We start from the raw sequence: 22,566 nt of genomic DNA, 5'->3' as shown, positions 1-22,566 counted from the left end.
CACGGGGGAAGGCTCGGAAAAAGACATCCGGTCCGTCGTCGAGCCGACCGGCCCGCACCGCCCGAACGCACACGCCTCCACGGAACGAGCATGGCGAAATCCGCAGAGGCGCAACCGGAATCGATCACCGACAACCGGCCGGATCGGCCGTCCCCTCGCGCTGTCGTTGCGACCGCAGCGCCCTGCCACGCCCGCAAATCTTCGACCTACATTCTGTCCCCCCGAGCTCGGCCGCCTGTGGCCGGCCGGTGCGGGACCGATCAGGAAGGCTCTCCTCGTCATGACTGTCCGCCAGGCCCGCCGCCTGCGTGTTCCCGCGCTCGCCCTGCTCACCGCGCTGACCCTGACCGCCTGCGGAGGCGGCGATCCGCAGCCGGAGGTGATGTTGTCGGGGCCGGTGGTGATCGATGGATCGAGCACGGTCGAACCGCTGTCGGTGGCCGCGGGCAAACTCTTCACCGCCGAACACCCGCAGGTACAGGTCGAGGTCACCGCCTCCGGTACCGGTGGCGGGTTCAAGAAGTTCTGCGCCGGACAGATCGACATCTCCGATGCCTCACGGCCGATGAGCGGTGCCGAATCCACCGCGTGCGGGCAGCACGGGGTGATCTTCAGCGCGTTGCAGGTCGCCAACGACGCGCTCACCGTCGTGGTCAACAAGGACAACACCTGGGCCACCTGCCTGACCGTCGCGCAGCTGAAGAAGATGTGGGAGCCCGGCTCGACGGTCAGGAACTGGAACGAGATCGACCCAGCCTTCCCGAACGAGCCGCTGAGCCTGTTCGGCGCGGGCATCGACTCGGGCACCTTCGACTACTTCACCCAGGCCATCACCGGCACAGACGGCGCCAGCCGCACCGACTACCAGGCCACCGAGGACGACAACGTCACCGTCGCGGGCGTCGCCGCGGCCAAGGGCGCGCTCGGCTACTTCGGCTACTCCTACTTCGAGGACAACACCGACAAGCTGCGCGCGGTCGCGATCGACAACGGCAAAGGCTGCATCGCACCGTCGGTGCCCACCGCTCAGGACGGCAGCTACAAGCCCCTCGCCCGGCCGCTGTTCATCTACCTCACCGACACCGCGCTGAAGAAGCCGCAGGTGGAGAAGTTCGCCGAGTTCTACATCAACAGCAACGCCAAGATCGTCGACACTGCGGGGTTCATCCCGATGACCAGCCCGCAACTGTCCCAGGCCCGCGCCGAACTGGCCGACATCGTCGAAACCGCCGGACAGTAACCCGCACCCCCGCCCCGCCCCGCCCCGCTCGGTGACGGCGCGGAGTGGGGCGCAGTGTCCCCTGTTCGCATCGTCTCGGGGGTATCGCCTATCGCCGATACCCACAGGGCAACAACGACTTCAACCGAAAGGGCCACGAGAGCAGTGAGCACGAAACCGGCAGTGTTGTTCGTGTGCGTGAAGAACGGCGGCAAGTCACAGATGGCCGCCGGGCTGATGCGCAAGGCCGCGGGCGACCGGGTCGACATCTACTCCGCGGGCACTCGCCCCGGCACCGCACTCAACGAGATGTCGGTGCAATCGCTGCACGAAGTCGAGGTCGACTTGAGCCAGGAATCCCCCAAGCCGATCGATCCGCGCCTGCTGCGCGCGGTCGATGTAGTCGTCACCCTCGGCCGCGAAGCCCACATCGACCCGGTCGAAGGCGTTCGGATCGTCAACTGGGACACCGACGAACCCTTCGAACGCGGCATCGAGGGCATCGAGCGCATGCGCCTGGTCCGCGACGACGTCGCCGCCCGCATCCACGACCTCCTCACCGAACTCAGCACACTCCACTGATCGCCCAAGGACGACTGGGCACGAGCTCGGCCGCAAGACTTATCCAATCAGGTTCTCGGTCCGAGTGCACGTTGAGATCGCCGCTATGGCTGAGCGAATCGGTGTTGCCCGGACCTATAGGCGCCTTCAGCCCGTAGCACGCTTCGAACCTGACCGAGCCTGAGCTGCGACTCGTTGCTAAGACCTACCCCGCACGAGCGGATCTCAGTTTCTATAGGCGGCCACCGGGGAGGACGACGGCGAGCACCCTGCCAGGGCTCAGTTGCCGGAATCCGGGTTGGCGGGTGGTGGGTGCGGCTGGCCAGATACGGCACGAACGTCCTGTGAGTTGATGATTCGTTTGTCAACGGAGACCGATGGCAGGTCGCGGGGGTGAAGACTCCGTTCGTCACGGCGTGTTCGACGGTTGTGAACCACCCGCGCCGGGATTTTCATGACGCCGGGGCGCGCGGCGCGGAGGGCGATGCGCCGCGATCACCGACGCAGTACCGCCCTTGGAGGCAATGACGTCGGCGGACGGCAACGTGAGCCGTTGAGCGAGCGCCCGACCTGCCTCCGACGGCTTGACGACGAGCTGCGCCTGCTGCGTGACCGCGACGGCTGATCTGGCCGTGTTCGGGCGGCGGCCGAGGGGGCGGCCCGAGACGGTGACGATGAATCCGTGGTATTCCCTTTTCCGGGAGTGTTTTTCGGCGACAGATGAGGTCGAGGCGGCCGCGGTCGCAGCCACGTTTGCGGTTGGGTCATCGGGATCGGCTGCCGGTGCGAGCGGACTGGTCAGCGGATACATCAGCGAGCAGCTGCGGCTGGCGCTGCCTGAACGAGGACTGCGCTAGAGCCTGTCCTCAAAGTGATTGTGGCTGGTGTGGTTTGATGCTCGGTCGTGGTGCGTAGGCATGAGTTGACCGAGGATCAGTGGCGGGTGGTGGAGCCGTTGTTGCCGGTCTCGGGTGCGAAGGGTCGTCCTCGGGTGGATGACCGGCGGGTGATCAACGGCATGTTGTACAAGGCGAGGACGGGGGTGGCCTGGCGGGATCTGCCGCAGCGGTATGGACCGTGGAAGACGGTCTACAACCGGTTCTGGCGGTGGTCGCGTAACGGCACCCTGGCGGTGCTGGTGGCGAGGGTGCGGGTGGTCGCCGACGCGGTGGCCGAGCTCGATCGTGAGGTGTCGGTGGATTCCACGATCGTGCGGGTTCATCAGCACGGTGCGGGCGCGCGGGTCGTGCTCGCCGGTGGGGAGAGGGTTTTACGACGCCGTTGACGAACCGGTCGATCATGGGATCGGCCGGTCGCGTGGTGGCCTGTCCACGAAGATCCATCTGGCTTGCGACGGTCTGGGTCGTCCGGTCTCGGTGGTGTTGACCGGCGGCAATGTCAACGATTGCACGGTGTTCGTTCGGGTCTTGGCCGGGATCAGGATGCCGCGTCCGGGATGTGGTCGGCCATGGACGCGGCCCCGCAGGGTGTTGGCCGACAAGGGCTATTCGACGCGCGCGATTCGGGAGTACCTGCGCCGCCGCGGTATCGCCGCGACGATTCCCGAGCGTATCGACCAGCAAGCGCATCGACGCCGCCGCGGAACTGCCGGTGGACGACCACCGAGGTTCGACAGAAACATCTACCGCCGCCGTAATGTCGTCGAACGCTGCTTCAACCGGCTCAAACAGTATCGAGCCATCGCTACCCGCTACGACAAGACCGCCGTCTCCTACCGAGGGATGCTCGACCTCGCGACCCTCCTCATCTGGCTTTGAGGACACGCCCTAGGCCCTGGGAGTCACCGTTGTCGCCACCACCGCGCTCTACATTCTGCCATCCCGGTGAGCCCACCCCGTGCGGCAGTGATCACCGCGACGACGCGCGGGTCGGCGCTGCTAGATTTGGAGGTGTGCTGTTCGGCTGTACGAGGGCGTTGGCGCGTCCACTGCTGATGGTCGCCTTGGTGGTGGCCGTGCTGGGCATGCATCACCTGATGTTTTCGGTAGCCGAGAGTCCTGCGCACGGGATGGGCTCCCATCATGCCTGGTCTGCCGACGCCACGGCGACCTCGGATCCGACTCTCATCGAAGCCGGAACGCGCGGGGCTTGCTGTGCTGCGCCGACGGTCGTGCTCGGTGAAGACCGGGCGGGCGGTGCAGGTCATACTCCCGTGGGTGAGCACGGCGGTCACGATCTGTTGCACCTGTGTCTGGCGATCATGGCCGCACTAGCGGGTGTGGCGCTGGTGTTGGTCGCGGTGATCTGGCCGTCTTCTGTGGGGATCAGGCGGGAGCGGTGGCCCTCAGGTGCGGGGGCCGCCGCGCGTCCGCCGCCGGGGCCGACGTTGCGGCGCCTGGCTGTTCTGTGCGTGCTGCGGCAGTGATCGACGTCCGCCGGACCGGTGAGTTCCCTCCCCCGGTCGCGGCGCTGACCCGTCACGTCCCTTCACTGCTCGAGAACTTCAGGAGTATCGATGTCCAAGAAGACCCTTGCCTCGGCCGTGCTGGCGATCCTCGCCTCGGCCGCTGTGCTGTCCGGATGTAGCGACGACGATTCCGCTGGTGGCCACAACGGGCACACCGACACCGCGGCCACCGCCACCGCGCCCGCGTCGACCGGCAGCGGCACGGTCACCGGTGCGCACAACGACGCCGATGTCGCCTTCGCTCGGGAGATGATTCCGCATCACCGCCAGGCGGTGGAGATGGCGGCGATGGCGCCGTCGCGTTCGACCAACCCGGAGGTGTTGGAGTTGGCCGCGCAGATCCAGGCTGCCCAGGACCCCGAGATCGCGACCATGACCGGCTGGTTGCAGTCCTGGGGAGCATCGGCGACCCCCACCACCGGTGGGGGAATGGATCACGGCGGTATGCCGATGACACCCGGTTCCATGCCGATGACCTCCGGTGCGATGCCGGGAATGATGAGCGATGAGCAGATGGCGCAGATGCGTGGCGCTACCGGCGCCGAGTTCGACCGTATGTGGCTGACGGCGATGATCGCTCACCATCAAGGGGCGATCGAGATGGCGCGCACCGAATTGGGGGCGGGAGCCGATCCGGAGGCGAAGGCGCTGGCCCAGCGGATCATCGACGCTCAGCAGAGCGAGATCACCCGAATGCAGGGCCTGCTGGCGGGCTGAGCTCGCGGTCGATCCGGTGGCCCTGCCTCGATGACGTCGGGGCGGGGCCGCGTTCGTTCGCCCGAAGGGGTCAGGGGCGGGTGTGGTCGGGGCGCAGCGCGGAGCGGATGGTGGCGGTGACCACACCGGGGACCTGGTCGGCGGTCAGCCGTCCGGCGCGCAGTTCGGTGGCCGCGCCGTGCAGGACGTAGTGCACGAGGTTGACCAGCCATTCCACGGGGAGATCGGTGCGCACGACGCCCTGAGCTCGGCCTCGGTCGAGCAGAGCGGTGAGCCGCTGCGCGGGGACGGCGTGCAGGTCCCTGACCCGGTCGGGTCCCAGGGTCGCTTGCACGGCGGTGAGCAGCGCCGCCGATTCGGCGACCAGTGCCCAGCTCGAGGTCAGCAGGGTGGTCAGGGCGTGGTCGGCGTCGCCGTCGAGATCCAGTACGGCGAGGGCCTTCTCGCCCTCGGCGAGGGCATCGGTGAGGGCGGCGTCGACGAGGTCGGCGCGCGTGCGGAAATGCCCGTAGAGGGTCTGGCGGCCGACCCCGGCGGCGCGGGCGATGTCCTCGACGCCGGCCTCGGGATCGGCGCTCAGTTGCGCGCGGGCGGCGGCCACGATCGCGGCGATGCTGCGCTGGGCGTCGGCGCGGCGGCGTGGACGGGCGTCGGCGGTGGTCACACCACATCCTATCTCGTACAGGTATGTACGGGTTGCGCCTTCCGGTGATATAACTCGTACAGTCATGTACGAGTTATCCGGTTGGAGGTAGTGATGACGGACCGCGAAGTCGAGCCCGTGCGGTCGGAGGGTGCGGCCGGGCCGGAGCCGGGAGGTGGGCACCCGCTGCGGTGGCGAATCCTGGCGTTGCTGGGATTGGGGCAGTTGATGCTGATCCTCGACGTGACCGTGGTGGCGTTGGCGTTACCGCACATAGGGCAGGATCTGGGGCTGGGTCGTGAGGCGCTCACCTGGACGGTGTCGGCGTACACGCTGACCTTCGGCGGATTGATGCTGCTGGGCGGGCGGGTCACCGATCTGTTCGGGTCCAAACCGGTGGTGCTGGCCGGTCTGTCGGTGTTCACCGTGGCCTCGTTGTCGGCGGGGTTGGGGGATTCGGCGCTGACGCTGTTGGGTGGGCGGATCGGTCAGGGTGTGGGGGCGGCGCTGTTGTCACCGGCGGCGCTGTCGCTGGTGGTGACCCTGTTCGAGGGCGTCGAGCGCAACAGGGCGCTGGGGGTGTGGTCGGCGCTGGGTGGCGGCGGCGCGGCGATCGGGGTCCTGGCGGGCGGTTTGCTGACCGCCGGGCCGGGCTGGCCGTGGGTGTTCTACGTCAACGTCCCCATCGGTGTGGTGGTCGCGGTGGCGCTGGCGGTGCTGTTGCCCGCCTCCGCACGCCCGCACCCTCGTCCTCGGCTGGATGTTCTCGGGGCGGTGCTGGTCACCGCTTCCTCGGCGACCCTGATCTACGCGCTGGTCGGGGCCGGTGATCGTGGCTGGGTCGATGCGCTCACCGCTGTGCTGGTGGGTGTGGCCGCGCTCGGATACCTGGGGTTCGTGGCATGGCAGCGCCACAACGCATCGCCGTTGATGGATATCCGGCTGCTGGTGCGCCGCCCCGTGGCCACGGGCACGTTCCTTATCCTGATGGCGACGGTGCTGATGATCACGGTGTTCTTCCTGGGCACCTTCTATTTCCAGAACCACCACGGCTACAACGCCGCCCACACCGGGCTGCTGTTCCTACCGGTGGCACTGGCCACGATGGCCGGTGCCGACCTCACCGGCCGCGCGCTGGCCTCGATCGAGGCCAGCCGACTTGCGGTCGCGGGTCTGCTGGTGGCCGCGGTGGGTTTGACGATCCCGGCGATCTGGCTGGGATCGGTACCGGTCGTGGTCGGAGTGGCCGTGGCCGGAGCCGGGACGGGCGCGTTGTTCGTGGTCGCCTCGGCCACCGCCCTCGGACAGGTTGCTCCACACGAGGCCGGGATCGCCTCGGGCATCGTGAGCACCTTCCACGAATTCGGTGCCTCCCTCGGCGCGGCGGTCACCTCCAGCGTCGCCGCCGCCAGCCTCGTCGGCACCACCACCACCGGATACACCCGCGGTTTCGTCGTGGCGGCCGTTGTCGCGGCTCTGGCTGCGATACCGATCATGGTGCTGGCGGTTCGCGGTGCGGCCGATGCGGTTTGAGCGCACCGCGACTGCGCGGGGCCCGATGTTCGCACGCCGTCCCTCCGCCTCCGCGCTACGGCGATGATCGGCTGTGCGCGCTGTCGCTCCAGGAGCGCGCCACCGGTGTGGGTCAGAGGTGTGGACGCACCCGGCCAGGCAGCGGTGGGTCAATGCCGGTAGGACAGCACGCTCATCATCCCGGCTTCGCCGTGATAGGCGTTGTGGCAGTGCAGCATCCACTGCCCCGGATTGGCTGCGTCGAAGTCGACGTCGACGGTGGCGGAGGGGCCTACGATCACGGTGTCCTTGCGTGCCCCGTTGCCGGTGCCGTCGGCCAGGGCGAAGGTGTGTCCGTGCAGATGCATCGGATGGAACATGGTGGTGGCGTTGGCGAAGCGCAACCGAACCCGTTGGCCTTGGGTCACTTCGAACACGGTGTGGGTGTTCTGGTGGACCGCGCCGTCGAGGGGCGCGTGGTCGTTGATGGTCCACACGTACCGGCTGACGTCGGCTCCCAGTCGCACGTCGAGTACTCGCTCGGGCGCACGCGCGGGCAGGCGCGCGCGGTCCTCGGCGCGTAGGCGGGTCGCGGTCAGCGGCGCGGTGGCCAGCTCCCGCACGCGCACCTGCGGGTCCGGTGCCTGGCCGGGGCCGGTGCGGATCAGTGCCAGCGCTCGACCGGTTTTGCCTTCCGCGGCGGCGATCAGGGGGAACACGCCCTCGTCGAGATCGATGATGACGTCGTAGCGTTCGCCCATGCCGATCAGCAACGAGTCGGTCGTGACCGCGAAGACGGGGTAGCCGTCGGACTGGACGACGCGCATCCGGTGTCGGCCGAGCGCGAAGCGGAAGGCGGTGTCGGCGGCGGCGTTGATGATCCGCAACCGTATCCGCTGACCGGGGCGGGCGGTGAAGGTGACCGGATCGGCGGGGACGCGACCGTTGATCAGATACAGGGGGTGCTCGACGTCGCCGCCGTGCTCGCCCAGCGGCGTGGTCTGTGCGGCACCGTGACCGCCGTGGCCACCGTGCCCGCCTGCCGTGTCGGGGTGGGCGTCCATGTCGTGCATTCCGGCCGCGCGTAGCCGCGCCAGTTCGGTGTCGGGGTCGCGTCCGTCGATCCCGTCGAGCCAGTCGTCCAGGACGACCACGGCTTCGAGGTCGTAGTCGTCGCCGTCGTCGGGGTCCTCCACGATCAGCGGGGCGTAGAGTCCGCGATCGAGTTGCACGCCGGTGTGCGGGTGCAGCCAGTAGGTTCCCCCGTCGGGGACGGTGAACTCGTAGTCGTAGCCGGACCCGGCCGGGATCGGCGCCTGGGTCAGGCCGGGGACACCGTCCATGTCCGCGCGCAGCGCCAACCCGTGCCAGTGCACCGTGGTGGGCTGGGCGAGCGCGTTGTCCAGGCGCACCGCGGCGACCTCACCGCGCGCGAGCCGGATCTCGGCGCCGGGCAGGCGACCACCGTAGGTCCAGGTCGGCACCTGCACCCCGCCCAGGTCCACCACCGACGCCTCGGCGCGCAACCCGAACCGCCGCACCACGGCCGTCGCGGCGCGGCGTCGCGCCTCGGCCACCCGCACGGCCTCGGAATCCACCGCCACCGCGGTCGTGGGGTCCGGACCGCCCGAGCAGCCCGCCACGGCCGCGGCCGCCGCAGCGAGGCCCATTCTCAGCACGCCGCGCCGCGACCAGCCGTCATTGTGTCCCGTCACGCGCGCAAGCCTAACTACCCCCACCCCGTATCCATACACCCGATTCGATCCGGCGCCGGATTGAGCGGGCACGCGACCCGGACCTTTACATATACCCCCATGGGGTATATTGTCCGGGTATGTCCAGCGATCAGAACTCCGCAGGCGGCCACGACCACCACACCCAGCCCGGCACCGGTACGCAGACCGCCCCGGACATCCACGCCGCGCACGGTGAACACGCTGGGCACGCGAGCCACGACACGCGCGAGAGACAACACGGACACCGGGACCACGGTGGCGGCCATGCCGGTCACGACGTGGGGATGTTCCGGCGGCTGTTCTGGGTGATGCTGGTGCTGGCGGTGCCGGTGGTGGGGACCTCGATGATGTTCGCCGACCTGCTCGGCTACAGCGTCCCCGACACCCTGTCCTGGGTTTCGCCTCTCGGCGGCACGATCATGTTCTTCTGGGGCGGGCGCCCGTTCCTGACCGGAGCGCTGCGCGAGATCCGTGCCCGGCGACCGGGCATGATGCTGCTGATCGCGCTCGCGATCACGGTCGCCTTCGTCGCCTCGTGGGGCGCCACCCTCGACCTCCTGGCCCACGACCTGGACTTCTGGTGGGAACTGGCGTTGCTGATCGTGATCATGCTGCTCGGGCACTGGATCGAGATGCGTTCGCTCGGCCAGGCTTCCAGCGCCCTGGAATCGCTGGCCGCTCTGCTGCCCGATGAAGCCGAACTCCTCGGCGAGGGCGGGGCGGTCACGACCGTGGCCGTGAGCGAGTTACAGGCCGGGGATCTGGTCGTGGCGCGGCCGGGCGGGCGCGTTCCGGCCGACGGCACCGTGGAGTCCGGCACCGCCGACCTCGACGAGTCCATGATCACCGGAGAGTCCAAACCGGTGCGGCGCGCACCCGGTGACAGGGTCGTGGCCGGAACCATCACCACCGATTCCGCTCTGCGGGTGCGGGTCACCGCGGTCGGCGAGGACACCGCCCTGGCCGGAATCCGGCGGTTGGTCGCCGAAGCCCAGAACTCCAGCTCACGCGCCCAGGTGCTGGCCGACCGCGCCGCCGCGTTGCTGTTCTGGTTCGCCACGGCCTGCGCCGCGATCACCGCGACGGTGTGGCTGCTGCTCGGCGAACCCGAATCCGCGATCAGCCGCACCATCACCGTGCTCGTCATCGCCTGCCCCCACGCCCTCGGGCTGGCCATCCCCCTGGTGATCGCCATCGCCACCGAACGCGCCGCCCGAGCCGGGGTACTGATCACCGACCGCCGCGCCCTGGAAGCCATGCGCACCGTCGACGCGGTCCTGTTCGACAAGACCGGCACCCTCACCCGCGGCGAACCCGCACTCACCGACGCCGCCGCGGTCGCGCACAGCACCGCAGGCGAGGTCGTCGCGCTCGCCGCGGCTGTGGAGGCCGACAGCGAACACCCCCTCGGACGCGCCATCGTGGCCGCCGCCACCGACCGTCACCTGACGGTGCCGACCGCGTCGGATTTCCTCGCGCGTAACGGCATCGGTGTCACCGCCGTCGTCGGCGGCGCCACCGTCTCTGTCGGCGGCCCCGGCATGCTCGCCGAACACCAGCTCACCGCCCTGCCCGAGACCCACCACTGGGCCGAACAGGGCTCCACCGTCCTGCACGTCGTGCGCGACGGTCAGATCCTGGGCGCGCTTGCCCTGGCCGACGAGATCCGCCTCGAATCCGCCCGAGCCGTCCAGGCCCTGCACGAGCGAGGGATACACGTCGCGATGATCACCGGCGACGCCGAACCCGTCGCCCGCACCGTCGCCGCGAGCCTGAACATCGACGAAGTCTTCGCCGGTGTCCTGCCCCAGGACAAGGGCAGCAAGGTCCACGCCCTGCAACAGGCCGGGCGCACCGTTGCGATGGTGGGTGACGGCGTCAACGACGCCCCCGCGCTGGCCCGCGCCGATGTCGGTATCGCGATCGGCGCGGGCACCGACGTCGCGATCGCCTCCGCCGGTGTCGTGCTCGCCAGCGACGACCCCCGCTCGGTCCTGTCGATCATCGCCCTGTCGAAAGCCACCTACCGCAAGATGATCCAGAACCTGACCTGGGCAGCCGGATACAACATCATCGCCGTCCCCCTGGCCGCCGGAATCCTCGCCCACTGGAACATCACCCTCCCGATGGAAATAGGCGCACTCCTGATGTCGGCCTCCACCGTCGTCGTCGCCCTCAACGCCCAACTCCTACGACGACTCGACCTGCACCCCGACACGATCGCACCCGCCCTGAATGTCGTCTCGCGCTGAGATTCCTCCGGTCGACCGGGCGTGTCGGCGCAGCCACCACGGTGTCCGGTCGCCGCGCTCCGCTCGGCGTGTTCGTCGAACTCGGGGTCGTCTCGGTGCCGAGCATCGTGATGACCGGCTGTGTCGGGCCGTGCGGAGACTCATGGCTCCGACGACGCTCGCCCGTGCGCGTCCGGACTGTTGCATGCGTGTGGCGGTCGATGGGTCTGCACGAGATCACGGTGTCCGGTCCGGTGGGGCCGAGGGCCTGTCCTTGCCGAGGACAGTACTGGTCGATCCGGTCGGGTCGCGCAGGGTGCGTACGCGGTCGCGGTATTCCTGGTGGTCGATTTCGCCTCGGGCGAACCGTTCGGCGAGCAGTTGCTCGGATGTCGGACGCCCGGCGGAGTAGTCGTCCACCGGGCGGGCTCGCCCCGCATACCGGAACAACGCGACGCCGCCGACGACGAGCAACGCCCAGAACACGATCATATTGACCGACATGAGCGCATATCCCCAACCACTCATGTCGGTATCACTCCAGTACATCATCGAGCAGTCCTACCTTTCCACGTCCGGCCCGTCCGGTATCGGCGTCGCCATCTCTGCCGAGTGCGGTCACGGTGATCGTTCGCCAGGGCACGGCGGCATCGTTGTGTCGAGACCGGTGCCGACGCACGGGCAGTGCGACCTGTCTCGACTGTGCTCCGGCTCGCCGGGTTTCGTCATGGGACAGTGTCGTGCGCAGCGGTGACCGAGGACCTTTCCTCGTCCGCCGAAGGGTTCTACCGATCGCGGTATCGACGCGACACGATCGCGAAGGTGTTCTCCACGCGCAGCGGTGTCCTTGCCCAGTTGCCGCGGTGGCGCTGGTAGAGCGGTAGATCGGGCACCGCCGCGCACGATGATCACGAAGTCGAACCGTGGTGGCGAGCACGGCCGACCCAGCCGCCACCGGACGGTGTCGCGAGGGTCTCTCAGGGAATGCTCACGGGTCGGGGAGGGGAGTGTCGGCGCCTGTAGTGTCGGCGCCTGTGTCGTCGGCGGGGAGCCATTCGACGGTGAGTTGACCACGACCGAAGCGATCGAAATCGCGGGTGACGATCTCGCGGATCCTCGACAGCACGGCCGCGTCCGCGGCTTCGATGCGTACCATCAGAGCCTGATCTTCGGTGTCGAGGACACAGCGCCCCAGCTCACCGAAGGTGACCGACCCCGAGGTCTGCGCCCAGACCGATTCGACACGTATCCCTTCGGCCCCGAGCGGGCGCGCGCGCTCGGGCGGGGCGTCGTGATGCTCGTCGCGGCGTCGCAGCGGCCGGGCGCCGCGCGCGCGGCGCTCGCCCATCGCGGCGGCGTGTTTGCAGAACTGGGTCAGATAGCGCGACGGACGGTCGGTGGCGATGCGCGCTCGGATCACTGGCATTGCGGAGACGTCCTCACCGATTCGGGGGGACCGATCCCGTCATCGCGCCGCGATGACGGGATCGGCGGCGGGTTCGCGTTGCGAGACGCGTTGTGCGCGGCGCTGACCGTAGCCGGTCATGCCCTTGGGTTTGTACACCGACAGCACCGCCGCGGCGGTCAGGATCACCAACCCGCCGATCGAGTGCACCAGATGGGTCGGGTTGCGCAGTGCGCCCACGGGTTCGGACGCGGAGATCGAGGAGGCCAGGTCGGCGAAGTAGTCGATACTGTTGGTGTAGAGGACCAGCACCGTGACCGCGACGAGGTTGAGCACCAGCTTGAAGATCACCCAGTAGTGGCGCACCAGTCCCCAACTGGTTCCCAGGCTGACGACCAGACCGGTGAGCAGCGACAGCGCGGCCAGCGGCACGATGACATACCAGATACCGATCCGCATCGAGGTCAACGCCCCCCGCACCACCATCGGATCGTTGTCGGCGACCACGGAGACGGCCAGGGCGATGTAGAGCGCGATCGCGCCCATCCATCCGACCGAGGACACGATGTGAACCAACACGGCGAAACGCCGCGAGCGCGGTGCGAGGGACATCGGGGATCGCTTTCTCGTTCATAGGATTGAAAAATACAAAGCGTCGGTACTGATACGGAGTGTATCGCAAAATGTGGGGGGTGGGCACCCGTGTCCGGCCCCCTTGGCTGCGCTGCTCGCGCACAGGTGGGCGCGCGTGTTTCGCGACAACCCGTTGTGTCCGGTTCGGTGTGTCGGGATGCGAAACGGTGGTCACCGCCCGGTCGGTTCGTCGCCGTTGCGGCCGAGATCCGCCACGAGGACTCGATATAATCCGACGGTGCCCAAACTGTGGAACGAGACCGTCAGCGCGCATCGCCGGGCCGTGCGTGACGCGCTGATGGATTCGACGGCCGAGCTCGTGGCCGAGCACGGTCTGGCCGCGGTGACCATGACCCAGATCGCCGAGACCACCGGTATCGGCCGGGCCACGCTGTACAAGTACTTCCCGGATGTCGAGTCGATCCTCACCGCCTGGCACGAACGTCGCATCGGTAACCATCTCGAGCAGTTGGTCGCGATCGCGTCGCGTGCGGGGAGTGTCCGACAACGCTTGGAGAAGGTGCTCGACGCCTACGCCATGATCGACCACACCCACCACGGCGGCGAAGTGGCGGCCGCGCTGCACCAGGGCGCGCACGCCGTCCACGCCCAACGGCATGTGCAGGCACTGCTGCGGGATCTGCTCGCCGAAGCAGCGACGGCGGGCCACGTCCGCGCGGACGTGCCGGCCGAGGAACTGGCACAGTACTGCGTGTCGGCGCTGTCGGCCTCGAACATGTTGCGCTCCAAAGCCGCTGTGCGCCGACTGGTCGCGGTCACCGTCGCGGGCCTGCGAGTCCCCGGCGCCGAGTAGCGCGCGGGGCGCGGGCGCCGCGTACTCGTGTTCGACACACGCCGGTGACGGCTTGCCGATCAGTTGTGCGCGCCCGAGTGCGTCGGCGGCGCGCCGGTCGTCGCGGTATCGGTCGAGGGCGCGGGGACCGCCGCGGAGGTCTGCGGCGCGGCGCCTGGCTGATGCCCTCCGGAGGGGGGTACGTGGCTGGTGTGGCTGCCCCCGTTCTGGGTGTGCCTACCGGGACCGTGTTGTCCGCCGCCGGCGAGCATCATGACCACGACGGCGATCACGAGGACCGCGACCGCGACGGCGCTGATCACCACCCAGCGGGGGATGGCGCCGCGGCGGGTGGGTGGTGCTTGTCGTGTGGGCTTGTCGGTCATGTCGCCTCCTGGTGGTCGGGGTGTACCCGGCCATCTTTTTCTATACAAGTTGTCTCTGTCAATACATATCGTTGTCACATGGTCGGTTCGTATACTGGGGGTATGCCCAGGGTGTGGAACGAGACGGTCGAGGCCCATAGGCGTGGGGTTCGCGAGGCGATCCTCGATGCCGCGTGGACGCTGGTGAACGAGCGCGGTCCGGCGTCGGTGACGATGTCGGAGATCGCGGAGCGGGCCGGGATCGGGCGTGCGACGCTGTACAAGTACTTCGCCGATGTGGAGATGGTCCTGGCCGCTTGGCATCATCGCCACATCACCGACTACCTCGATCATCTGATCGCGACCCGTGACCGGGCCGGTGATGGCGTGGATCGGCTGTGTGCGGTGTTCGTGGCCTACTGTCGCCATCACCGTGAGCGTGCCCGCCACGAGCGACATCAGCCGCACGGCGCGGAGCTGGCGATCCTGCTGCATCGCGCCGATGCGCAGGTGCACGCGGCTCAGCAGCAGTTGCACGCGTTGATCCGGGACCTGGTGGCGGATGCGGCGAACGCCGGGCTGGTGCGCGAGGACGTCGGTGCCGGTGAGTTGGCGACCTATTGTCTGCATGCGTTGAGCGCGGCGGATGCATTGGACGGCGACGCCGCTATCGATCGGTTGGTGCGGGTCGTCGTGGACGGGTTGCACCCCCGCAGCTGAGCCTCCGGCGGGTGTTCGTGACTGCGGTCAGGGCGTGGTGGATGTGGCGGCGTGGTCGATTCCGGGCGCGGCGAGGGTGCGGTCGTGGCGTTGGAGTACCAGGTCCACGATCGTGGGGGCGGCGCCCAGATAGTCCTGCGGTCGGAGCAGACACTCGATGTCCTCGATGCTCAGATGTCGACGGATCTCGGGGTCGGCGGCCAGGATCGCGGTCAGCGGTCGTGCGGTGGCGGCGGCGTCGAACGCGGCGGCCTGCAACCTGGTCTTGGCGAGTTTCTTGCCCAGCAGTGGTGTCAGCACGGCGGTGGTTCGCTCGCTGACGATCTGGCCGTTGGTCAGGGCCAGGTTGGCGCGCATGCGGTCGGGGTCGACGATCAGGCCGCCGGTGAGTTCGACCGCGGTCGCGGCGGCGCCGCCGACCAGCAGCAGGCAGTCGCGCAGCGGCTGCCATTCCGAGTGCCAGGCACCCGCGGGGCGTTCGTGTTCGGCGAGCAGGCACAGGTGCAGTGTCGAAGCGGGCGCCGGTATTTGCAGCGCCGCGGAGCGGATGAGGGTGCTGAGGGTGGGATTGCGTTTCTGGGGCATGGCCGAGGACTCACCGCGCCCGGCGGCGACGGGTTCGCTCAGCTCCGCGATCTCGGTGCGGGACAGGTCCATGACGTCGATCGCGATCTTTCCCAGAGCGCCGCAGGTGGCGACCAGCGCGGCGACGATGTCCACGATCGGGGTGCGGTTGGTGTGCCAGGGGACGGCCGGCGCGGTCAAGGAGAGCTCGGCGGCGAATTCGGTGGTCAACGCGCCACACAGTTGCCGCGTGTCGATGTCGGCCCCTGCGTGGATGGAGGACCGTGCGCTTTGCAGGTAGGCGGCCAGCGTGCCTGCCGCGCCGCCGAGTTGGACCGGCAGTGCCCCGTGTGCCAGTGGCGCGATGCGGTCGCGGGCGTCGAGGACGGCGCTGAGCCAGGCGGCGGTCTTGGCGCCGAAGGTGGTCGGTACGGCGTGCATGCCCAGGGTCCGGCCCGCCATGGGGGTGTCGCGGTGTCGGCGAGCCGTCGAGGCCAAGGCGGCGGCTATGTGGTCGAGGTCGGTGAGAACGGCGCGGCAGGCGCGGGTGGTGATCAGCATGGTGGCGGTGTCGAGGATGTCCTGGCTGGTCGACCCGCGGTGGACGTAGTTGGCGAGCTCGGGATCGGTCGCGGCGACCGCGGCGGTGAGCTCCTCGACGAGGGCGACGACCGGGTTGGCCGCGCCACGCGAGGCCACCGCGAGCGCGGCGACGTCGAAACGGTGTTGCCTGGCGACCGTGGTGATGGCCGCGGCGGCGGTTTCGGGGATCATGCCCACTCGCGATTGTGCGCGGGCGAGGGCGATTTCGGCGTCGAGCATGGCGGTGACCCAGGCGTCGTCGTCGAGGTGAGAGGTGATGATCTGCCCGGCTCGCACCGGGGTGAACAGTCCTGTGTCGCGCATGAAGGTGTCCCGATCGTCGGTGGGAGTGAAAGCGGTCAGGTAGGGCATCCGAGGCAGGCGGCGGGTTCCAGCGGAACCGAGGCCGAGGCGAGCATCGAGCGGGCCACGTGGTCGGCGTCGGCGAAGGTCACCGAGTTCACTCCGGGGCGTGGCCCGGCGGCGGTGACCCATCGGACCTTCTCGGTCGGCACGCCGAGGGCGAAGCGCCGTGGATGGGCGCGGCCCGAGTGATCGACCACCCGGTGGCCGGTGGTGACCTCGAGACCACCGGTGCGGTAGTCGCGGCCGGTGGGGTCGGGCACGGTGTAGCAGCGGGATTCCCCGCGCCCCAACAGGCTTCGCATGAGCGGATCGTCGGTGCGCCGGATATCGGGTTCGGGCAGGCGGGCCTCGATCAGACATCGCGCCGAGACCCGTGAGCCGCCGACGGTCGGTGAGTCGGCGACGAACCGGTCGTCCTCGCGTCGGACGCGGAGGCCGGGGCCGATCAGGACGAGGATTCCGGCGCGGATCAGCGCCGCCATTTCGGCGATGCGGTGTGCGGGCGGCCCGATGGACAGGAAGGCGTTCATCGGGGTGTACCAGCGGTCGAGGTCTTCGCGGTAGGAGGACCCGGTGATCCCGGCGTGGTCGACCACGAGGCGGACTTCGTTGCGCAGGTCGCGCAGCACGTCCAGGGCCGCTTTGACCGGGCCGTCGAGGTTGCCCTGTCGGGCCATTCGGACGTCGTCGTCCAAGTGGTGCAACAGCCACTGCTGGAACGCGTTCGGATCGGCGAAGCGCCGCCCGCGAGCCGGATCGATGACCCGTTCCCAGTGCCAGCGCCACTCGGCGGGGACAGCGGTCCGGTTCAGCAGATCGATGGTGTCGGGGCTGTTCCACGGCGCGCGCAGGAACTCGGCGCGGAAGCTGTGCAGGGCCGTGGCATCGAGGCGCTCGTGCAGCAGGCGGGTGTAGTAGACGGTCTCGACCTCGGTCGCGATCAGGGGCCAGATGTCGCGCCGGAATTCCAGATCGCCGCGCCGCAGGGCGCGCTCGCGGAACTCGAGGATCCGGGCAGGGGTCAACAGCAGCGGTGTGTGCCGAGCGCTGACACCCTTCTGGTTCTCTCCGCGCGCCTGGTAGGGCACACCTCGTCGGGAACCGGCGAGGATGAGCGGTTCCCGTCCCGAGGGCGTGTATCGCAGTCCGGCGTCGTCCTCGACGAACCTGCCGCCGCGGCCCTCGGTCAGCAACGCGAGGTGATCGAAGAAGCACAGCCCGAGTCCGCGCACGATCACCGCTTCACCGGCGGCGACCTCGCCCAGGGGCAGATCGGCCGGGTTGCCCGGACCCAGGCGTCGGGTTCGGGGGCCGTGCTCGCCGGACTCGGGCTCCGGGGGCGGCTCGTCCTGCGTCGCGGGCAGATGCCCTTGGGACAGGAGCACCGCGTCGAGGCCGCCGATGCGGCGCCCGTCGCGTAGTCGGATCTGCTGGGCACCGTCCTCGTCGACGATGTCCACCACGGTCTGCTGGATTTCGGTGACCTCGAGAAAACCGCGTGAGAGCCGTCGCAGGTGCTGATAGGACCACAGCAGATAGTGGCCGAAGAACGCGCGGGTCGGGTAGGAATCGGGGGTCAAGCGCGCGGCTTCGGTTCGCACCGGGCGCGGCGGGAGTTCGGATTCGCCGCCGTCGCGGATGTAGCGGGCCCAGTCGTAGAGACTCGGGCCGAGCTGGACGGGGCCGCACATGTCCACCGATTCGTCGGTGAACACACTGATCTGGGAGGCGACGGTGTTCATCAGCAAGTGCCGGGGCTGATCGACACGCCAGACACCGCCGGTGCCGATCCGGACCGCGTCGACGAGCACGACCTCCACCGTGGTGCCGTCCGGGGTGCGGCGCAGGTTGGCGCACAAGCGTTCGAAGACGGTCAGCCCGCGCGGGCCCATCCCGATGATGGCCAACCGTGGACGGCGCCCACGCGCCGAGACATCGTTGGACGCGGTGACCAGTGCGGCTCCTGTCACCGGTGCAGTCGCTTGGTGAGGGTGTCGCGCACGGTGGGCCAGTCGTCGTTGATGACGGCGTACTGGACGGTGTCGCGCCAGCTGCGGTCGGCGCGGCGCTTGTGTTTGCGCAGTACGCCTTCGCGTTCGGCGCCGAGATCGGCGATGGCCTGTTGGGCGCGGGTGTTGCGGATATCGGTGTGCCATACCACCCGCACGGCGCCGAGTTCGTCGAAGGCGTGCTGCATGAGCAGCAGTTTCGCTTCGACGTTGATGCCGGTGCGCCACCAGTCGCGGCCCAGCCAGGTGTAGCCGATGGCGAGCGATCCGGTGGCGGGGTTGATCTCGTAGTAGGAGGTGGTGCCGGCCAACCGAGGGGCCGCGCTGTCGCGGATGTCGATCTGGGCCAGGCACACTCGCCCGCCGGGGACGTCGGGGGCGGTCATGGTCTCGACCATGCGCGCGGCCTGCTCGATCGTGCGGGGTCGTGGACTGGTCATGTGTTCGAAGACCTCGTCGTCGGCGATGGCCAGCAGCGCTTCGGTGTGGGCGCTGGTCAACGGTTCGAGCCGGACACGGCTGCCGGTCAGGGTGATCGGGGCGAACCAGTCTTTCGCGTCGGCGGTGCTCATGAGATGTTTTCTCCTGTGTCGGCGAGTGTTTTCAGTCGTTGCAGGACCACGTCGTGGCGGGTGAGGAATCGGTGCGGGTCCAGGCCGTCGACCTCGATCCCTTGGTCGGCCAGGACTTCTTCGAAGCGTGCGTTGCCGGCGTCGTCGGTGGTGGCGGCGGCGGTTTGCAGCAGGCGGTAGGCGTGCTCGCGTTCGACGCCGTCGGCGAGCAGTCGCGCGAGGACCAGGGAGCTGTACACGGTTCCGGCGGTGTGGTCGATGTTGGCGCGCATCCGATCGGGTGAGACCTCGAGGGTCGCGACGACGTCGGTGGCCAGGGTGAGTTGGTAGTGGGCCACACCGAGGACCTGGGGCAGCGCGAGGCGTTCGACAGCGGCGTGGGCGAGGTCGCGTTCGTGCCAGAGCGCGACGTTCTCCAGGAAGGGCCCGATGTGTCCGCGCAGCACTCGTGCCAGCCCGCACAGCCGTTCGCTGGCGGTGGGGTTGCGTTTGTGTGGCATGGCGCTCGAGCCCTGGTAGGCGGATTTGCGTCGTTCCGCCACCTCGCCGACCTCGCTGCGTTGCAGCAGCCGCAGTTCCAGGGCGATGGCTTCCACGCAGGCCGCGAGTGTGGCGACGGCGCAGACCAGCTCGGCGTGCCGGTCGCGGGCAACGACCTGGGTGGGGACCGGTTCGACACCCAGGCCCAGTTCCCGGCACACGTACTGCTCGATGAACGGGTCGATGAGCGAGTAGGTGCCCACCGCGCCGGAGATGGTGCCGACCGCCACGGCCTGACGCGCGGTCGAAAGGCGGGCGATGCCGCGGTCGATCGCGAACCCGAATCCGGCGAGTTTGTGTCCGAAGGTCGTCGGTTCGGCGTGGATGCCGTGAGTTCGCCCGATACAGACGGTGTCCCAGTACCGCAACGCGCCCTCGACCAGCACGCGCAGCAGTGCTCGCGCGCTGTCCAGGAGCAGATCGCTCGCGGTCGCCAGTGTCGCGCCCAGCGCGGTGTCGACCAGGTCGTAGCTGGTCATTCCGAGGTGGACCCAGCGTGCGGCGTCGTCGGGGATCGTTTCGCAGTAGGCGGCCAGGAATGCCAGGACCTCGTGGTCGCGTTCTGCTTCCAATCGCGCGACCCGCGCCGCGCTCGGCGGTGGCGCCGAGCGGATGTGGTGCAGTGCCGCGGCGGGCACTGTGCCCAGGCGCGACTGTGCTTCGGTGACCAGGACCTCGACCCGGGTCCAGGTGTCGTAGCGGTTCTGCTCGGACCACAACTGTGCCATCTCGGGTGTGCAGAAGCGGGTGATCGTCACTGGGGGGCCTTCGCCTCGAGTCGGATGCGGTGGGTGGTGTGGCGTTCGACCGCGGGCCGGGTGTAGAGCAGGGGGACGTATCCGCCTCGCGCCCAGGTGTCGAGCAGGTCGCGGTAGTGGGGGCTGCGGGGATCCCCGGATTGGCCGGGTGTGTTGACACACAGGCTGTTGTCCCATCCGCCGACGTCGATGATCATGCGGAAGGAGGCGCCCAGGAACGGGGAGAAGTCCTGCGGCCAGTAAGCGCCGGAGGCGACCGTCGTGTTCGAGCCGCCGATCGGTATCGAGCCGACGTCGAAGGCGTGCTCGAGGTGGCCGAGGAGGTGGGGTTGGGTGTTGCGGTGCAGCGCCCCCCAACTCCAGGTGCGCGGGTCCGGGCCCAGCCGGGTGGTGAGGTCGTCGAACGCGGTTGCGAGGGTGGTGTGCAGCAGTCGGTCGCGGTGGCCGGTGGTGGGTGGGTGGCGCAGCCAGTGATGGACAGCGCCCGGGTCGGGGTAGGCGATGAGCGCGGCGGCCTGCGGTGAGGTCGCCGCCCGCAGGACCGCCGGTCCCAGATGGTGAGTCGACCAGAGTTCGAACAAGGCCGCGGCGGCGGAGTCCGCGGTTTCGACCGCATCCCATGGCTCGAGCAGTTCCCGGGCGGCGGCGGCGGGGGTGTCGTTGTCGGGTGGCGGTGTCGCGCGCAGGAGTTCAATGATGCTGCGGGCGCTGACCGACAGCAGATCGTTCTGGAGTGTGGCGCTGTCGGTGAGTGTGTGGGATCGCTGCTGGGCGAGGACTTCGACGATGCGGGTGTGGCGGTCGGGGCCGGGCCATTCGTAGCTCGGTAGCGGGTAGCCGTCGGGGACGTTGAATTCGTTGGCGCTGGCGATGAATCCGGTGGGTGGGTCGAGCGTGGTGGCGAACTCGTCGGGGGCGAGGAACCCGTTCCAGCGGTAGCGGGGATCGGCGGGCACGGGCAGCAAGCCGTCGTAGCCGACGCGGCGGGGTACCAGTCCCGCGCTGCGGGAGGCGATCGTGCCGTGGATGTCGGCGTAGACGTGGTTCTCTCCCGGTGCCCGCCAGTGTTGGAGCGCGGCGTCGAACCGCGGCCACGTCGTGGCCGTCATGGACTCCAGACTGCCCAGGTAGGGGGCGGTGCCGGGCTGGAACCAGGTGGAGCGCAACACATAGGCGTTGCCGTGGTGGTGGTCGACGTGCAGAACCGGACCGTGCCTGGTGAACTGCAATTCGACCTGCGCCGGGTCGCCGCCGCGCACGGGGATGGTTTCGGTGACCGTGTCCAGGTGTTCGGTGCCCAGATCGCACACCACGAGATCCTCGGTGTCGATCGGGCACACCGTGAACCCGAAGGCGGCGGTGCCGTTGTGGCCCAACGCGATACCGGGGGTGTGGGGTTCACCCGCGCCGATGACGTCCAGGCCCGGCGCGCACAGGTGCACGATGTAGCGCAGGGAGGGGGTGGCGTAGCCGCGATGGGGATCCCCGGCCAGGACAGGTCGGCCGGTGGCGGTCCTGTCCGCGGCCACTGCCCAGCAGTTGCTGCCCTCCACCACGTCTTTCGGTACCGGCACCGACGTTCGGCCGGTGGCCAGCAGATACGGGGCGAGTACCTGCGCGGGTAGATCCGGGTCGATGCCCTCGGGCATACCGGCGCGGTGCTCGCGGGCCAGCCCTTGGCGCAGGGTGTCGGCGTCCAGGTCGGCGACCGCGGCGACCCTGGCGCGGTGGACCTGGGACATCAGGTTGAACACCGGGGCGTGGGCGCGTGGGCGTACCACGTCCTCGGGTGCCCACCGCGCGGGCCGATGGCCGGTGAGCGCGAATTCCGGGGGCAGGTCCTCGGGATGGGTGTCGAGTCGGTCGATGTAGGCGTTGATCCCGGCCACGAACCGGGTGACCGCGGTGCGGGTGGTGTCGCCGTAGGCGTCCCATTCGGTGTCGAGGTCACCGCGGTAGGCCAGCAGGCGGGCCGCGCGGTCGTGGTCGATGTAGGTGGGACCGAACGCTTCGGCCATCAGTCCCAGACCGCGGCGGCGCCACAGGTCGAGCTGGAACAGGCGTTCGCGGGCGGCGTTGTAGCCCTGGGCGAAGAACACGTCCTCGGTCGATGCCGCGTAGATGTGGGCGATCCCCCAGGTGTCGATGAGGATCTCCACGGGCTCGTCGAGTCCGTGCACAGGGTGAACCGTTGTCGACACGAGCGCTCCGT

The 22,566-nt window shown here is 69.0% G+C and carries 20 protein-coding genes and 1 pseudogene; 9 read left to right on the top strand and 12 right to left on the bottom strand.

Annotated elements, in window-relative coordinates; genetic code table 11:
• Positions 1–280 precede the first annotated feature (280 nt).
• Both ON30_RS33520 and ON30_RS33515 read left to right on the top strand, forming a co-directional pair.
• Positions 281–1,240, top strand: coding sequence for a PstS family phosphate ABC transporter substrate-binding protein (locus ON30_RS33520; protein WP_040714290.1), 960 nt, complete (start codon positions 281–283; stop codon positions 1,238–1,240).
• Positions 1,241–1,384: 144 nt separating this feature from the next.
• Positions 1,385–1,801, top strand: a complete 417-nt coding sequence (locus tag ON30_RS33515) for an arsenate-mycothiol transferase ArsC (protein WP_275426236.1) — start codon at positions 1,385–1,387, stop codon at positions 1,799–1,801.
• A 388-nt stretch (positions 1,802–2,189) separates the two neighbouring features.
• On the opposite strand, the gene ON30_RS39895 is transcribed toward ON30_RS33515, so the two are convergent.
• Entirely contained in the window at positions 2,190–2,591 is a 402-nt protein-coding gene (locus ON30_RS39895) for a hypothetical protein (RefSeq protein WP_156371418.1), read from the bottom strand.
• A 93-nt stretch (positions 2,592–2,684) separates the two neighbouring features.
• Here ON30_RS39895 and ON30_RS38280 point away from each other — a divergent pair.
• The 3 genes and pseudogenes from ON30_RS38280 (at position 2,685) to ON30_RS33495 (ending at position 4,925) form a co-directional block, all read left to right on the top strand.
• Positions 2,685–3,558 (top strand): annotated as a pseudogene (locus ON30_RS38280) (IS5 family transposase).
• A 134-nt stretch (positions 3,559–3,692) separates the two neighbouring features.
• Entirely contained in the window at positions 3,693–4,166 is a 474-nt protein-coding gene (locus tag ON30_RS36790; protein ID WP_156371417.1) for a DUF6153 family protein, read from the top strand.
• Between the two features lie 90 nt (positions 4,167–4,256).
• On the top strand, positions 4,257–4,925 hold the full coding sequence (locus tag ON30_RS33495) for a DUF305 domain-containing protein (protein ID WP_040714288.1): 669 nt from the start codon (positions 4,257–4,259) through the stop codon (positions 4,923–4,925).
• A gap of 70 nt (positions 4,926–4,995) precedes the next feature.
• On the opposite strand, the gene ON30_RS33490 is transcribed toward ON30_RS33495, so the two are convergent.
• Positions 4,996–5,589, bottom strand: a complete 594-nt coding sequence (locus ON30_RS33490) for a TetR/AcrR family transcriptional regulator (protein ID WP_040714287.1) — start codon at positions 5,587–5,589, stop codon at positions 4,996–4,998.
• Positions 5,590–5,682: 93 nt separating this feature from the next.
• Between ON30_RS33490 and ON30_RS33485 the strand changes: the two genes are divergently transcribed.
• Entirely contained in the window at positions 5,683–7,101 is a 1,419-nt protein-coding gene (locus tag ON30_RS33485; RefSeq protein WP_040714285.1) for an MFS transporter, read from the top strand.
• A gap of 149 nt (positions 7,102–7,250) precedes the next feature.
• Here the strand turns inward: ON30_RS33485 and ON30_RS33480 are convergent, their stop codons facing one another.
• On the bottom strand, positions 7,251–8,750 hold the full coding sequence (locus tag ON30_RS33480) for a multicopper oxidase family protein (RefSeq protein ID WP_051030358.1): 1,500 nt from the start codon (positions 8,748–8,750) through the stop codon (positions 7,251–7,253).
• A 164-nt stretch (positions 8,751–8,914) separates the two neighbouring features.
• On the opposite strand from ON30_RS33480, the gene ON30_RS33475 reads away from it, so the two are divergent.
• Complete coding sequence (locus ON30_RS33475; protein ID WP_082393588.1) at positions 8,915–11,068, top strand: copper-translocating P-type ATPase; 2,154 nt, start codon at positions 8,915–8,917, stop codon at positions 11,066–11,068.
• A 216-nt stretch (positions 11,069–11,284) separates the two neighbouring features.
• Here ON30_RS33475 and ON30_RS36785 read toward each other — a convergent pair whose 3' ends face one another.
• The 3 genes from ON30_RS36785 to ON30_RS33460 form a co-directional block, all read right to left on the bottom strand.
• Positions 11,285–11,551 (bottom strand): SHOCT domain-containing protein, encoded by a 267-nt coding sequence (locus ON30_RS36785; RefSeq protein WP_306307402.1) that lies wholly within the window; start codon positions 11,549–11,551, stop codon positions 11,285–11,287.
• A gap of 484 nt (positions 11,552–12,035) precedes the next feature.
• The gene (locus tag ON30_RS33465; protein WP_082393587.1) at positions 12,036–12,473 is read right to left on the bottom strand and encodes a DUF2218 domain-containing protein; all 438 of its coding nucleotides are present in this window, start codon (positions 12,471–12,473) and stop codon (positions 12,036–12,038) included.
• A 39-nt stretch (positions 12,474–12,512) separates the two neighbouring features.
• The gene (locus tag ON30_RS33460) at positions 12,513–13,064 is read right to left on the bottom strand and encodes a hypothetical protein (protein ID WP_040714282.1); all 552 of its coding nucleotides are present in this window, start codon (positions 13,062–13,064) and stop codon (positions 12,513–12,515) included.
• 259 nt (positions 13,065–13,323) lie between these two features.
• Between ON30_RS33460 and ON30_RS33455 the strand changes: the two genes are divergently transcribed.
• Positions 13,324–13,899 (top strand): TetR/AcrR family transcriptional regulator, encoded by a 576-nt coding sequence (locus tag ON30_RS33455; RefSeq protein WP_040714281.1) that lies wholly within the window; start codon positions 13,324–13,326, stop codon positions 13,897–13,899.
• Between the two features lie 59 nt (positions 13,900–13,958).
• Here the strand turns inward: ON30_RS33455 and ON30_RS36780 are convergent, their stop codons facing one another.
• Positions 13,959–14,264 carry a hypothetical protein gene (locus ON30_RS36780; RefSeq protein ID WP_051030356.1) on the bottom strand — a complete coding sequence of 102 codons (306 nt, stop codon included), beginning with the start codon at positions 14,262–14,264 and terminating at the stop codon, positions 13,959–13,961.
• A 102-nt stretch (positions 14,265–14,366) separates the two neighbouring features.
• On the opposite strand from ON30_RS36780, the gene ON30_RS33445 reads away from it, so the two are divergent.
• Positions 14,367–14,963: a TetR/AcrR family transcriptional regulator gene (locus ON30_RS33445; protein WP_040714280.1), complete on the top strand. Its 597-nt coding sequence runs from the start codon at positions 14,367–14,369 to the stop codon at positions 14,961–14,963.
• Positions 14,964–14,990: 27 nt separating this feature from the next.
• On the opposite strand, the gene ON30_RS33440 is transcribed toward ON30_RS33445, so the two are convergent.
• The 5 genes from ON30_RS33440 to ON30_RS33420 are packed head-to-tail and all read right to left on the bottom strand — an operon-like array spanning position 14,991 to position 22,555.
• Complete coding sequence (locus ON30_RS33440) at positions 14,991–16,481, bottom strand: class-II fumarase/aspartase family protein (RefSeq protein ID WP_244892351.1); 1,491 nt, start codon at positions 16,479–16,481, stop codon at positions 14,991–14,993.
• Positions 16,469–18,445, bottom strand: a complete 1,977-nt coding sequence (locus ON30_RS33435) for an FAD/NAD(P)-binding protein (protein ID WP_239476925.1) — start codon at positions 18,443–18,445, stop codon at positions 16,469–16,471. The genes ON30_RS33440 and ON30_RS33435 overlap by 13 nt, the downstream gene beginning before the upstream one ends.
• A complete protein-coding gene (locus ON30_RS33430) occupies positions 18,442–19,056 on the bottom strand; it encodes a GNAT family N-acetyltransferase (protein WP_040714277.1) in 615 nt (204 codons plus the stop codon). The genes ON30_RS33435 and ON30_RS33430 overlap by 4 nt, the downstream gene beginning before the upstream one ends.
• Entirely contained in the window at positions 19,053–20,354 is a 1,302-nt protein-coding gene (purB, locus tag ON30_RS33425; protein WP_239476923.1) for an adenylosuccinate lyase, read from the bottom strand. The genes ON30_RS33430 and purB overlap by 4 nt, the downstream gene beginning before the upstream one ends.
• Complete coding sequence (locus ON30_RS33420; RefSeq protein ID WP_204249188.1) at positions 20,351–22,555, bottom strand: penicillin acylase family protein; 2,205 nt, start codon at positions 22,553–22,555, stop codon at positions 20,351–20,353. The genes purB and ON30_RS33420 overlap by 4 nt, the downstream gene beginning before the upstream one ends.
• Between the last annotated feature and the right edge of the window lie 11 nt (positions 22,556–22,566).

This window comes from Nocardia takedensis NBRC 100417, from assembly GCF_000308695.1.
Taxonomy (GTDB): domain Bacteria; phylum Actinomycetota; class Actinomycetes; order Mycobacteriales; family Mycobacteriaceae; genus Nocardia; species Nocardia takedensis.
The sequence above is the reverse complement of the archived record's forward strand: the minus strand, read 5'-3'. Positions and strand labels throughout refer to the sequence as shown.